The following is a 13,870-nucleotide window of genomic DNA, read 5'->3' as shown; positions in this document are numbered from 1 at the left end:
ATTTAGCGCCGATTCAGCGGGCGGCGCGCAGACGCCAGGTAGCGATGATCGCGAGCAGGAAAGTCGGCAGGCCGGCGGCCATCGGGGCTGGCCAGCGGTACAGATCGCCGATGCTGACCGATACCTTGTTGAGCACGTAGAAGACGATGCCAACCATCACGCCGGCGATCAGCCGCTGGCCGGCGCCGGAGTCGCGCAGCGTGCCAACCACGAACGGCACCGCGAACAGCATCATCACCATCACCGTGACGGGTTCGACCAGCTTGCGCCACAGCCAGATGCGGTATTTGGTCGCATCCAGCTTGTTGTCGTCCATGTAGGCCACCAGGTTGTACAGGCCGCGGACCGACAGCACATCGCCTTCAAGAATGAACAGTTTCAATACGTTGGGCGTGATCGAGCCGGTGATCTCGATCTGGTCGAGCTTGACCACCTTGGTATGGTCGCGGCTCAGTTCGGTGCGCTTGATGCCGGTCATCAGCCAGTGGCCGTCGACATAGCGGGCTTCGTCGACGGTCGATACCTGGACCAGGCTGCCATCGGCGGCGGTGCGGAACACGGTGAGATCGCGGCCGTGGTCTTCGGCGAGCAGGCTGCGGATGCGCAGGATGTTGTCGGCGTCGCGCAACCATAGCGAGCGGTCCAAGGTGCCGCGTTCGCCGCGCGCGTCGTCACGAAGCTCCCCGGCCAGACGTTCGCCGGCCGGACCCAGCCAGTCGCCGAGGACATAGCCGAAAGCCCCGAGCATGGCGCCGGCCGTCAGGGTTGCGCCGCCGATCCTGAGCATCGACACGCCCGCTGCGCGCATCGCCGTCAGCTCGCTGCTGCGGGCCAGGGCGCCGATGCCGAGCAGGCCGCCGAGCAGGGCCACGATCGGCAGCAGGATGTACAGGCTCGACGGCATCATCAACAGGCTGTACTGAACCACCTGCAGGACTCCGTACGTGCCTTTGCCGGTTTCGCCGATGTCCGAAATGAACACCACCAGCGTGTAGATCGTCACCAGACCGAGCGCGACCAGGCCGGTCAGCGCCAGCACCGTGCGGATGATGTAGCGGTCGAGCTGGTTCATGCGACGACCTGCTGACGGCGCCGGATCATCCACAGCGCCGCACCCAGTACCAGCGCATGCGCCCACCACAGGCCGAAGCCGGTCGGCATCTGGCCCTTGCCGATCCAGGCCTGGCCGACGCCGAGCAGGTTGGTGTAGAGCAGGTAGGCGAGGATGCCGAAGACGATCTTGCTGTAGCGGCCCTGCCGTGGCCGCAGGTGCGACAGCGGCACCGCGAGCAGCGCCAGGATCAGCACCGATACCGGCGCGGCGATGCGGAAATGCAGTTCGGCCAGATCCTTCGGATCATCGCTGCCGAGCAACGCTGCGGTCGGGCTGAGCTTGCGCTGGTTGTTGAGGTAGGTGAATGGCGGCGGCGACAGGCGCAGGGTCAACGCATCGAAGTTGCTCACTTCGTAGGCGGCGTCACCCGGCGTGCCGGAATAGCGGTGGCCGTTGCGCAAGGTGACCACGCGGTCTCCAGTGACCGTGTCGATCTGTTGATCGCCGTGATCGGCGACGACGACGCTGGACGCTGCCGTTTCCTCGATCTCGGCGAATACCCGGCCCAGGTTGCGGCCATCGGCACTGATCGAATCGGTATAGAACACCGCGCGGCCACCCGCCACGGTCTTGAACTGGCCAGCCTCGAATGGCGTGAACTGCACCAGCCGCTTGGCATCCTTGACCAGGAAATCCGCTTGCCGGCCCGCCCAGGGGCCGATCGAGAACGACAGCGCCGCGGTCAGCCCGGTCAGCACCGCAGCCAGGCCGAGAAAGGGCCGATAGAGACGACCGAGTCCTGAGCCACACGCAGTCATTGCGGTGATTTCGTTATCGCTGTAGAGCCGGCCGAGCGATAGCATGATGCCGAGCAGCAGCGACACCGGGATCAGGATCACCAGATAGCGGAGGCTGGACAGCAGCGCGACGTTCATCAGCAGCTCGCGCGGCAACTCGCCCTTGGCGGCGACGCCGAGCACGCTGGCGAAACGGGTGGCGATCATGATCGCCAACAGGATGAAAGTGACGGCCGCCCACGCGGACAACACTTCGCGCAGCAGGTAGCGGTCGAGAATGCGCTGGTTCATTAAAGATGATGGTTCACGGCCCCTATCGTAACTGACCACCAGCCGATGCTGGCAGGCCGGCGGGAAACGGAACCGGGGTCGCGACGTCGGCAAAAGCCTTTCGGAATCATCCGATCAAACGTGCGGTCAAGGAACTGGGTCACAGTTTCTGGCAGAGCAATTGCAGGCATGCCGGTGAGAATTCATCAGAATCGGTGAAAAAGACAGGTTCTTGACGAAAGAGGCACTCAATTCCCAACTCTGGTAAAAAAAAACCGCTAGCAAAATCGTGATTTTTCGCTAGATTCGGATAAGCAAATTTAAATTTCTCAGATCAACAGCCGATCTGTCGACCCTGCCTACTTAACTCCTGAAACTGAACGATCGAAATGGAATATTTCGTCAAGAGCGGCAACCCCGAGAAACAACGTGTTGCCTGCGTCATTGTCGGCATCTTTGACCGTCGCAACACCACCGAAGCGGCCGAAACAATCGATAAAGCCAGCGATGGTCTGCTCGGCAGCATCATGCGTCGGGGGGACATGGACGGCAAACTCGGCCGCACCGTGGTCCTGCACAACGTGTCCGGCGTGTTCTGCGATCGCGTGCTGCTGGTCGGCCTCGGCAAGGAGCGCGATTTCGATGAAGCCGCGTTCCGCAAGGTTCATTCGGCTGCCGCCCGGGCATTGCGAAATACCGGCGCGATCGATGCCGTCAGCTATCTGACGCATCTGCCGGTCAAGGGGCGCGACTATCATTGGAACGTGCTGCAGGCGGCGCTGGCCACCGATACCGAGTTCTATCGTTTTGACGAAATGCGCGGCGAGAAGTCGCGCGAAGACATTGTGCTGCCGAAGATCGAGCGCCTGACTTTCGATGTGCCCCGGCGCAGCGATCTGCCGGCCGGCGAGAAAGGGCTGCAGGAAGCGCAGGCGATCACCGAAGGCGTTTCGCTGGCCAAGCGGCTGTCGAATCTGCCCGGCAATATCTGCACGCCGACCTTCCTGGCCCAGACCGCCATCGATCTCGGCAAGAAGTACGAATTCACGGTCAAGATTCTCGAAGAGTCGGACATGGAAGCGCTCGGCATGGGCGCGCTGCTGTCGGTGAGCCGCGGCAGTCGCCAGCCGGCGAAGCTGATCATCATGGAATACCTGAAGGGCACGCCGGGCGAAGCGCCGATCGCGCTGGTCGGCAAGGGTCTGACCTTCGACGCCGGCGGCATTTCCATCAAGCCGGCTGCAAAGATGGATGAAATGAAGTTCGACATGTGCGGCGGCGCCAGTGTCATCGGCGCTTTCGCGGCAATGGCCGAACTGAAGCTTCCGATCAATGTCATCGGCGTCGTCGCGGCGAGCGAAAACCTGCCTGATGGCGCGGCGAGCAAGCCGGGCGACATCGTCATCAGCATGGCCGGCATCACCATCGAAGTGCTGAATACCGATGCCGAAGGTCGCCTGATCCTCTGCGATGCGCTGACCTATACCGAACGCACCTACGATCCGCGCATCTGCATCGACATGGCCACACTGACGGGTGCCTGCGTCGTCGCGCTCGGCAGCCACGCTTCGGGTTTGTTCTCGAATCAGCCGGGTCTGGCGCGCCAGTTGCTGGCTGCCGGCGAGCAGATTGGTGACCGCGCCTGGGAACTGCCGCTGTGGAATGAGTACGACGGCCAGATCAAGAGCGAATTCGCCGACATCGCCAACATCGCGACGGTCGGTGCTGGTGAGGCAGGGGCGATCGTCGCCGCCATGTTCCTGCATCGCTTCACCAAGAAGATGAAGTGGGCGCATCTCGACATCGCCGGCACGGCCTGGCACGGCAAGGCGGCGACGGGTCGCCCGGTGCCGCTGCTGACCCAGTACCTGATCAACGTGGCGGCGAAGCGCGGCGACGACTGATCGCAGAGTGGAATGGCGGCTTGGCCGTCCATTCCACTCGCGCAGCGCAACGAAAAACCCCTGCATCCGGCGAACACCGGATGCAGGGGTTTTTCATGTACGCCTAGGTTCGAAGAACTCAGAACCGATGCGGAACCGGCTCCGTTGTTGCCTCAGGTTCGGCGGCCGGCGTTTTCTTCGCCTTGTGAGCGCTGGCCAGCCACAGGTACATCGCCGGGACCACGAACAGCGTGAACACGGTGCCGATAGTGATGCCGGTGGCGATCACCAGACCCATGTGATTGCGGCCTACGGCGCCGGCACCGCTGGCGATGACCAGCGGCATGACGCCGAGCACCATCGCGGCGGTGGTCATCAGGATCGGCCGAAGACGGGTTTCGGCAGCGATCTCGATCGCTTCACGCTTGCTGTGACCCAGCGCCACCTGCTCGTTGGCGAACTGCACGATCAGGATGCCGTGCTTGGCGATCAGGCCGACCAGCGTCACCAGTCCCACTTGCGTGTAGACGTTCAGCGTGGCGAAGTCCAGAAAGATGAACACCATCGCGCCGAAGATCGCCATCGGCACCGACATCATCACCACCAGCGGATCGCGGAAGCTTTCGAACTGCGCGGCCAGGGTCAGGAAGATGATCACCAGTGCGAACACCATGGTGGTCAGGAAGCCGCCGGATTCCCGGACGTACTGCCGCGACACACCGCCGTAATCGATCGTGTAGCCCTGCGGCAGGGTTTCCTTGGCGATGTCGTTGAGGATCTTCAGCGCTTCACCCTGGGTGCCGCCGAATACGGCGCCGATGGTGGCCGAGTTCATCTGCTGAAAGTGCGGAATCGACTGCGGCACGGTTTCGGTCTTCAGCGTCACCACGGTCGAAGCCGGCACCATGCCACCGGTCGAAGTGCGGATGTAGTAGTTGTCCAGCTGATCGGCATTCAGGCGATCGCTGGTCTGCACCTGCGGAATGACCTTGTACGAACGCCCCTCGATCGAGAAGTAGTTGACGTAGCCGCCGCCCAGCAATGAACCGAGCGCGCCGCCGACATCGCGCATGGTCAGACCAAGTGCGGCCACCTTGTCGCGATCGACGTTGACCGTGGTCTGCGGCTTGTCGATCTTCAGGCCGTTGTCGAGCACGTAGAACTTGCCGGTCGCCTGCGCCTTGCTGACCACGGCATCGGCCACCGCATAGAGCTTCTCGAAGGAATCGGTAGTGTTGATCACGAACTGGATCGGCAGGCCATTGCCGCCACCGGGCAGCGGCGGTGGATTGACCCAGAAGATGTTGGCACCGGCAATCTTGTTGCTGCGATTCTGGAGATCGACCGACAGCGCATTGGTATCGCGTGTGCGATCCGCGTACGGCACGGCCACGAAGCCGCCGATTCCGGAGTTGACCGTGCCGACGCCTTCGATCTGGAACGCGCTGGCGTACTCCGGCGTTTCCTTCATCACGCCGTAGATCTGGTCGGTGTAGGTCGACATCTGCTTCAGCGTCGCATTCGGCGGACCGCTGACGATGTGGATCAGAAAGCCCTGATCTTCGGCTGGCGCCAGTTCGCTTTTCGCGAGTACGCCGGCCATCGGCATCACCATCATCACCGCGATCAGGCCCATGATCACGAAGCCGAAGACCACGATGGTGACCCAGCCGTTGAGCATCCGGCCGAGCATCCGCCGATAGGAAGCCGAGAAGCGCTCGAAGTTGCGATCGAGCATCTGCACGAAGCGGTTGGAGCCGTGATCGTCGCGCAGGAACATCGCGCACATCATCGGCGACAGAGTCAGCGCCACCACGGCAGATACCGCGACCGCACCGGCCAGGGTGAACGCGAACTCGGAGAACAGCACGCCGGTCAGGCCGCCCTGGAAGCCGATCGGCACATAGACCGCGATCAACACCACCGAGATCGCGATGATCGGCCCGGCCAGTTCGCGGGCGCCGACCAGCGCCGCCTGCAGCGGCGTCTTGCCCATCTTCATGTGACGGTCGACGTTCTCGACGACGATGATCGCGTCATCGACGACCAGGCCGATCGCCAGCACCAGCGCCAGCAGGGTCAGCAGGTTGATCGAATAACCGAGCACCAGCATCACGAAGAACGCGCCGATCAGGCTCAGCGGCATGGCGATGATCGGGATGATCACCGAGCGGAAGCTGCCGAGGAACAGGAAGATCACCACTGTGACGATGGCAAGTGCTTCGATCAGCGTCTTCTCCACTTCGCTGATCGAGGCGCTGATGTACTCGGTGGAGTCGTAGACGATCTCGCCTTTCAGGCCTTCCGGAAGCTGGGCCACCAGTTCCGGGAAAGCGGCGCGGACGTTCTTGATCACGGTCAGCGCGTTGGCGTCCGGCGCCACCTTGATGCCGATGAAGACCGACTGCTTGCCGTCGAAGCGGGTACCGGAATCGTAGCTTTCGGCACCCAGCGACACCTTGGCGACGTCTTCCAGACGCACCAGCGAGCTGCCTTTCTGCTTGATGACCAGCTTCTGGAATTGCTCGATCGAATGCAGATCGGTGCCGGCGGTCAGATCGACGCTGACCATGTCGCCGCGCGTGGTGCCCAGCGCCGACAGGTAATTGTTGTTGGACAGGGCCGTATAGACGTCAGCCGCGGTCAGGCCGACGGCGGCCAGCTTCTGCGGATCGAGCCAGGCGCGCAGCGCGAACTGGCGTCCGCCGAGCAATTCCGCCTGCTTGACGCCAGAGACCGTCTGCAGCTTCGGCTGGACGACGCGAACGATGTAGTCGGTGACCTTGTTCGACGGAATGCTCGTCGAGTGGAAACCCATGTACATCGCCGCGACTGCTTCACCGACCTGTACGGTCAGCACCGGCTGCTGCGCTTCCGCGGGCAGCTGGTTGATCACCGACTGGACCTTGGTGTTGATCTCGTTCAACGCACGATTGGCGTCGTAGTTGAGCACCAGGGTCGCAGTGATCGTCGAAGCGCCGGCGACGCTGGTCGAGGTCAGGTAGTCGATGCCCTGCGCCTGCGCCACGGCCGCTTCGATCGGCGTGGTGATGAAGCCGGCGACGACATCGGCGTTGGCGCCGTAATAGACCGTGGTCACGGTCACGGTGGCATTTTCGGTCAGCGGATACTGGCGCACCGGCAGCCCGAACATCGAGCGCAGGCCGAGCACCAGGATCATCAGGCTGACGACGGTCGCCAGGACCGGCTTCTTGATGAACAGATCGGTGAATTTCATGAGGATCTCATCGTCCTTGAGCGAGCGGGGCCAGTGAACAGGGACCGGCTCACTCGTCGACCGGCTTCGGAGTGGCGTTATTGGCCGGCTGCACGTCGTTGTTGACCGCCACCTTGATGCCGGTCTTCAGCTTCAACTGGCCGCTGGTGACGACGATGTCGCCTTCCTTGACGCCGGTCAGGATCGCCACCTGATCGCCACGGGTCGGGCCGACCGTGACGAACACTTGACGAGCCACCATCACCGGCGGCGCGTCGGAGGCTGGCGCCGGCGGTGCGGGCGCAGCAGCTGGCGCTTCCTTGCCTTCCGCCTTGGCCACTTCAGCAGCTTGTGCCGACTTGATCTTGGCGTCCTCGGCGTCGAGCCGCTGGGTTTTCTTCAGCGCCGCCGGGGTGTTCGGATCGTCCGCCTTCTCGCTGCCGCGCGGCACCACCAGGAACACCGTTTCACCGTAGGGATTGAAGCTGACGGCGGTCTGCGGCACGGTCAGATAGCGAGCCTTGGCGCCGACGGTCACTTCGACATTGGCGAACATGCCCGGCAGCAGTTTCTTGTCCGGATTCTTCAGCGTCGCCTGCACCTTGACGTTGCGGGTATCGGCATCGATCGCCGGCTCGACGGCGCTGATCTCGCCGGTGAAGGCGACGCCGGGGAAGCTGTCGGACACCGCCGATACCTTCTGGCCCAGCGACAACGAGGCGAGCGCCTTCTGCGGCAGATTGAAGTCGATGTAGATCGGATCGAGCTGCTGGATGCTGACAATCGCATCGCCCGGATTCAAGTACTGACCGCGGTTCAGCGTCGAGATGCCGAGCCGTCCCGAGAACGGCGCGGCGATGGTTTTCTTGGCTACCGTCGCTGCCTGTTCGGCCACTGCGGCGCGTGCCGAGGCGAGAGTCGATTCCGACTGGTCGAGCTGGGCCTGGCTGATCGCATCGGCGCTGCGCTGTTCCTGATCACGCTTGGCCACGCTTTCGGCCAGCCGCAGATCGGCCTTCAGGGCATCGAGCCGGGCCACATCGCTGACCGCATTGAGCTGCACCAGCCGCTCGCCAGCCTTGACCTCGTCACCGGAGCGGAACGACACGTTGTCGACCAGGCCCGCGACTTCCGTCGACAGGGTCACGCCGCGCACCGCACGCACCGAACCCGCGGCGGCCTGGGTCGGCTGCCACTCTTCGAATGCGGCGGTCAGCGTGGAAACCGCGACCTGCGGTTCCGGCGCGGCCGCGAAGCCGGCCATCATTTTTTTGATCTGAAACGCCTTGACGCCGACGATGACGACCAGGATCAGAACGACGACGCCGATGAGGGTGAGCCAGCGCTTCATGAGGTTCTCCGGGAGTTTTGCATTCCGAGCTTCGAGGCGCGGTCAGTCGAGTGATTGGATGATCGTGTGCAGCAGTTGGGGGCGGCGATCACGGCGCACCCACGGATGAGCTGGCCGATTCGGTCGGCAGCGTGCCGCCCGGCGGGCCATTGGGCAGTTCGGCGTCTGCATTTCGGGTTGCCCAGCCGCCGCCAAGCGCCTGGAACAGCGCGGCGGTATCGCTGAGACGGGAGACGCGGGCGGCGATGTAGCCGGCGCGGGCCTGGGTATCGCGGGTCTGGGCATCGAGCACGGCCAGCGAGCTGCTGCTGCCGAGCTTGTACTGGCTTTCGGTCAGTTTCAGGCTCTGCGCAGACAAATCAGCGGCGGTGTACTGGGCCTGCAGATACTCGGCGTCGGTTTCCAGTGCACGCAGCGCATCGGCGACATTGCGGAAGGCATCGAGCACGGTCTGCCGGTAATCGGCCGCCGTCTTGTCGAGAGTCGCGAATGCGGCACGGCGTTCGGCTCGCAGCTTTCCGGCATTGAACAGAGGCTGGGTGACATTGCCGGCAATCGACCAGACATTGCCGGTGAACAGCTGATCGATGACCGAAGCCTGGGTGCCGAACTTGGCGGTCAGCGCGATCTGCGGCAGCAGGTTCGCCGTGGCCACGCCGACCCGTGCCGACGCCTCGTGCATCGTCGCTTCCGCAGCCCGGATGTCAGGCCGCTGACGGACCAGCGACGACGGCAGCGAGATCGGCAGCTCCTGCGGCAAGTTCAGTTCATCGAGTTCGAACGGCGCGCTGACGTACTCGCTCGGCAGCTTGCCGAGATAGACCGCGAGCTGGTTCTGCGCCTGGGTCATCGCCAGCTTGTAGGCCGGCAGCTTGCCGCGCTCGGTAGCGACCTGCGACTGCATCGACAGCAGTTCGGAGCGAGCGATGGCGCCACTGTCATAACGGGCCTGGGTGATCTTCAGCAGCGATTCCTGCTGCCGGATCACCAGCTCCTGGCCGACCATCAGGGTGCGCTGCTCGATCTCGCGGAACGCCGTGGTGACGACGTTGGCGATCAGCGTCTGATAGGTGGCTTCAAGCTGCCATTGCTGGAACTCGGCGGCCGCCCGCTCGGCTTCGACGCCGCGCCGCGTGCCGCCCCACAGATCGAGCCCGTAGCTGACGCCGACAGAGGTGTTGTACAGGTTGTAGATCACGCCGCCGCCGCCTGGATTACCGAAGGTGGCGGTATCGATTTTCTGGCGCGAGGCATCGAAAGTGCCGTCCACCGTAGGGAACAGGCTGGAACGTTCGGCGCGATAGTTAAGCTGAGCCACGCGCAGCGCCGCCTGCGCGGAAGCGACGCTCGGGCTGGCGATCAGGGCCTGTTCGACCAGCGCATCGAGCTTCGGCGCACCGAACAGCGTCCACCAGCGATCCGGCAGTGCTTTGCCGGCCAGGAACTGTTGCGCTTCACCGCCCACGACTGCGGTGGAAACGGTCGCACCGGGCAGCGCTTCGCTGGTGTAGCGCGCGGTTTCCGGAGCCGCAGGCGTGGTGAAGTCCGGACCCAGCGCGCAGCCGCTGGCAAACAAGGCCGAAGCGAACAGGCTCAGTCGGGTCCGTGAAGGCAGTTGCATCATCACGTCGGTTTCCTCTGGAATTGGGCAGCGTCGACCGCGACGCTCGCCGCGTTGTCGGGCAGCAGGCCATGCAGCAGCGTCTTCACGATTTTCACGGCGTACTCGGCTGGAACGGTCGCATTACCCATGCCGGGCGTGCGGCTCAGGATGTTGCGGTTCTGGAAGAACATCATTTCGCTGGCGCCGAGCATCCAGGCTGCGATACCCGGATCAAGCTCGGGCCGGAACTCGCCGCGATCGACCCCTTCCTGGAACAAGGCGATGACGGCATCGCAATTGCGCTGGAAGATGTTTTCGGCGATCTCGCGGCCCTTGCCGCTGCCGGCATTGAGCACTTCGCGAAAGATCAACTGGGTGCGGGCCTCGTTCTCGAACATGTCGTGAAATTCGAACTCGACCAGACGTAGCAGTTTCTCGGTGGAACTGAGCGGCTGCAGCAGCAACTGTTCGGCGAACTCCGCGTGACCCTTGCAGGCTTCGCGCATCACATCGAGATACAGCGCTTCCTTGGAATCGAAGTGATGAAAGATGTTGGCCTTGCAGACGCCGGCGCGCGACGCGATCTCCGACAGCGACACGGCATCAAAGCCGGTCCTGGAAAAAAGCGACGCGGCAGCATCGAGAATCGACCGGGCACCGGCTGGAAGGCTCATCGCATCGACTCGTGACATCCGGCAGGGCTGAAAGGGTTTCGAAGCGGTGAGCAAGCTACTGACTGACCGGACGGTTAGTCATTCTAACCACGCCATTAATGTGCTGGCAAGCAATGACGGTTTGATGTGCGCTGCGAGGCGCGGAACGCCGGATCAAGCCGGAGGGCGAGGGCACGGACTCTGCCATTGTCGGATGTCACAGTCATGTGTAGTCTGCTTTGACGAGATCGCTTGCCGGTTCACGGAATCAGCGCCGACGGCGATCCCGAAAATGACAGAACAAGGCGGCCAAGCCGTCGGTGGTGGGGGCGGGGAGATTCGGTGATGAAGGCAGACCCTCAGGGTTCGACGGATGGCATGCCGGCCTGGGCGGCTGCGCGCGCAGAGCTGTCGGAGGTGCTGGTCGGGCTGACCGATCTGCAGTTGCGCACCATTGTCACCACGCGGATGGCGCCGGCCATCTATCTGCTCTGCGTCGCCGGCGTGGCGGCGATCAACATCTATCTGTCGGTGCTGGTGTTCGGCTACTCGCTCACCCTGGGACTTGCCTGGACCTTGCTGATCATGCCGGTGCTGTTCGTCTCCGGCGTGGTCGTGGTCCGGGTGGCGCTTGAAGTGATCCTGTCGATCTTCCGGATCCTCGTGAACCTGGAAACGCTGATGGGCCACGTCGTCACCTTGAAAGGCCAGACCGAAACCATCGTCGATCGCACCGAAATCATCGAGCTGCCGCGCATCCAGTTCTGGAAGCCAAGGCGCAGCAGGAAGAATCAGGACCAGGATGACGGCCAGAGCGACGCCGATGCGCGTTAGGGCCATCTTCGTTGCGGCCTTGCTGGCGCCGCTGCTGGCCAGTGCCGAACCCGCCGGTGACAGCTGGACCGAAGGCTGGGTCCACGAGTGGACCAACCGGGTGTCGATCGGCACCGCAGTACGTGTCGAAGGCCGTGATCCGAATCTGGTCGGCAAGTCCAATCTCGATCCGAACCTGTGCGCGGCCGACGAATGCCTGTCGGTCAGCCCCAGCAACAGCGAGCCGAACAACCGCTATCTGCTGGCGCCGGGCGCGCGCAATTCGGTGTACGACGAAGGCGACCTGAACTACGACAAGGGCGATTTCATTTCCTCGCCGATCAAGTGGACCTCGCGTTTCTCGATCCGCCGGGACAACCTGAAGATCGAAGTCGGCGGGCTGTTCTTCTACGACTACATCAACGCCACCTTGAAAGAGAACCACCCGAACCAGATCGTCGTGCCAGGTCCGGGGCCGGGGCAGGTGGTGCGCAACAAGCGCGACATCGACACCATCCACCAGATCGGCTACGGCGCGCAGTTGCTCGATGCCTACGTGCAGGACACGTTCGAGATCGGAGGTCAGGCGATCGATTTCAGCATCGGCCGCCAGCGGCTGGTGTGGGGCGAAGCGAGCTTCGCGACTCAGGGCAGCCTGAATTTCATCAACCCGCCGGACGTCAACAATCTCACCCGTCCCGGCGGCACTCTGGACGAGGTCTACCGGCCGGCTGGCATGCTGCTGGCGCGCGGCCCGTTCAATGACGATCTGAGCTTCGAGGCCTTCTACCAGTTCGAATGGAGGCCGGTCGGCATTCCGCCGCGTGGCTCCTATTTTTCGTTCTTCAACGCCAGCAATCACCTGACTGCAAACGAAGGCATCATCGCGCCGTTCGCCAAGGCGCCGTATGACCCGCTGCAGATCGGCACGCCGGGCAACGACATTCTTGATCTCGTCAGCACCACCAGCTTCACTCTGCGGCGCGGCGAAAATCGAAATGCCCGCGATCAGGGGCAGTTCGGCGTGGCGCTGTACTGGCATCCGGACAACGATTGGTTCCACGGTTCGGAATTAGGCCTGTACTACTCGCGCTATCACTCACGCATTCCGACGGCGAGCGCCACCGCCGCCAACGCCAGCTGCGCTCGCGCCGAGGGCAACCCGGCCGGCATCGATCCGGTCGACCTGACCAGCTTCATCGCTGCCTGCGGCGTGCCTGGCACTCATCTGCGTGAAGCGGTGCCGCTGGATACCGCGCAGTACTTCCTCGAATACCCGGAAGACATCCATCTGTTCGGCGCCAGCTTCTCGACGCTCTATGAAGGCGTGGCGATCCGCGGCGAGTTCTCGTTCCGGCCGAACCAGCCGGTGCAGATCGATCTCGAAGACGTGCTGTTCGCCGCGCTGCAGCCGGCGCTGCCGCGCAACGACATTCCGCTATTCACCGCCAACAACACTGTGGAAGGTCTGCTGCTGGCGCTGCAGGACCCGGGCAATGCGCTGGCGGTGATCGGCAATGCAGCCGGCAATCTGCCCGGGGCGATCAGCACGCTGCAGGCGCTGGCCGGCGCGCCGAACGTGCTCGGCACCACGGTGCCCGGTTCGCGGACGGCGATTCCCGATTTCCTCACTGGCTACCGCGGCGGCATTCCGGGTGAAGTGGCTCCGGGTGCCTACATCCGCGGCTACCAACGGCTGGCGGTGCAGCAAAGTTCGATCGGCCTGACCAAGGTCTTCGGCAACACCCATTTTCTTGGCACCAAGGACTCGGCACTGCTGTTCGAGCTGACCAGCATCTGGGTGCCGAACCTGCCGTCGCGCTCGCGGCTGCAGTTCGAGGCGCCGGGCACCGATACCCATGCCGGGCAGGGCGCTTTCGACACCGGCAACGCGATCATCATCAATCCGATCCGCAACACCGGCGGCTATGTCACCTCGTTCTCGTCGGGCTACCGCCTCGGCGCGCTGCTGCATTACACCGATGTGCTGATTCCCGGCCTCGATGTCAGCCCATTCCTGGTCTTCACCCACGACATCTACGGCGTCTCGCCCGGGCTGGCAGAAAACTTTCTCGAAGGGCGCAAGCTGATGGTCGGCGACTTCCGCTTCAGCTACGGCGACTTCGACGTCAACCTGGTCAGCACCTTCTTCTTCGGCGGCGGCCGCCGCAACACGCTGGCGGATCGCGATTTCGTTGCCGCCAGCATTGCCTACAAATTCTGAGAGCC

9 protein-coding genes are annotated in these 13,870 nt (G+C 63.3%); 3 read left to right on the top strand and 6 right to left on the bottom strand.

The window, feature by feature from the left end:
- Positions 1-13 precede the first annotated feature (13 nt).
- Both lptG and lptF read right to left on the bottom strand, forming a co-directional pair.
- A complete protein-coding gene (gene lptG, locus G513_RS0111760) occupies positions 14-1,072 on the bottom strand; it encodes an LPS export ABC transporter permease LptG (protein ID WP_022977043.1) in 1,059 nt (352 codons plus the stop codon).
- Positions 1,069-2,142, bottom strand: coding sequence for an LPS export ABC transporter permease LptF (gene lptF / locus G513_RS0111755; RefSeq protein WP_022977042.1), 1,074 nt, complete (start codon positions 2,140-2,142; stop codon positions 1,069-1,071). The genes lptG and lptF overlap by 4 nt, the downstream gene beginning before the upstream one ends.
- Positions 2,143-2,510: 368 nt before the next feature.
- On the opposite strand from lptF, the gene G513_RS0111750 reads away from it, so the two are divergent.
- Complete coding sequence (locus G513_RS0111750; protein WP_022977041.1) at positions 2,511-4,025, top strand: leucyl aminopeptidase; 1,515 nt, start codon at positions 2,511-2,513, stop codon at positions 4,023-4,025.
- Positions 4,026-4,143: 118 nt separating this feature from the next.
- Here G513_RS0111750 and G513_RS22705 read toward each other — a convergent pair whose 3' ends face one another.
- The 4 genes from G513_RS22705 to G513_RS0111730 form a co-directional block, all read right to left on the bottom strand.
- Complete coding sequence (locus G513_RS22705) at positions 4,144-7,242, bottom strand: efflux RND transporter permease subunit (RefSeq protein WP_022977040.1); 3,099 nt, start codon at positions 7,240-7,242, stop codon at positions 4,144-4,146.
- A gap of 49 nt (positions 7,243-7,291) precedes the next feature.
- Positions 7,292-8,572: an efflux RND transporter periplasmic adaptor subunit gene (locus G513_RS0111740; RefSeq protein WP_022977039.1), complete on the bottom strand. Its 1,281-nt coding sequence runs from the start codon at positions 8,570-8,572 to the stop codon at positions 7,292-7,294.
- Between the two features lie 88 nt (positions 8,573-8,660).
- Positions 8,661-10,196, bottom strand: a complete 1,536-nt coding sequence (locus tag G513_RS22700) for an efflux transporter outer membrane subunit (RefSeq protein WP_022977038.1) — start codon at positions 10,194-10,196, stop codon at positions 8,661-8,663.
- A complete protein-coding gene (locus G513_RS0111730; protein WP_169560624.1) occupies positions 10,196-10,849 on the bottom strand; it encodes a TetR/AcrR family transcriptional regulator in 654 nt (217 codons plus the stop codon). Before G513_RS0111730 ends, G513_RS22700 begins: the two co-directional genes overlap by 1 nt.
- A gap of 324 nt (positions 10,850-11,173) precedes the next feature.
- Here G513_RS0111730 and G513_RS0111725 point away from each other — a divergent pair, with 324 nt between their 5' ends.
- Together G513_RS0111725 and G513_RS0111720 are read left to right on the top strand one after the other, a co-directional pair.
- The gene (locus G513_RS0111725) at positions 11,174-11,662 is read left to right on the top strand and encodes a DUF4282 domain-containing protein (RefSeq protein WP_022977036.1); all 489 of its coding nucleotides are present in this window, start codon (positions 11,174-11,176) and stop codon (positions 11,660-11,662) included.
- A complete protein-coding gene (locus G513_RS0111720; RefSeq protein ID WP_022977035.1) occupies positions 11,652-13,865 on the top strand; it encodes a DUF1302 domain-containing protein in 2,214 nt (737 codons plus the stop codon). Before G513_RS0111725 ends, G513_RS0111720 begins: the two co-directional genes overlap by 11 nt.
- Positions 13,866-13,870: the final 5 nt, after the last annotated feature.

Origin of the sequence: Nevskia ramosa DSM 11499, assembly GCF_000420645.1 — a bacterium.
GTDB lineage: Bacteria > Pseudomonadota > Gammaproteobacteria > Nevskiales > Nevskiaceae > Nevskia > Nevskia ramosa.
This window is presented reverse-complemented; position numbering and strand designations above follow the sequence as displayed.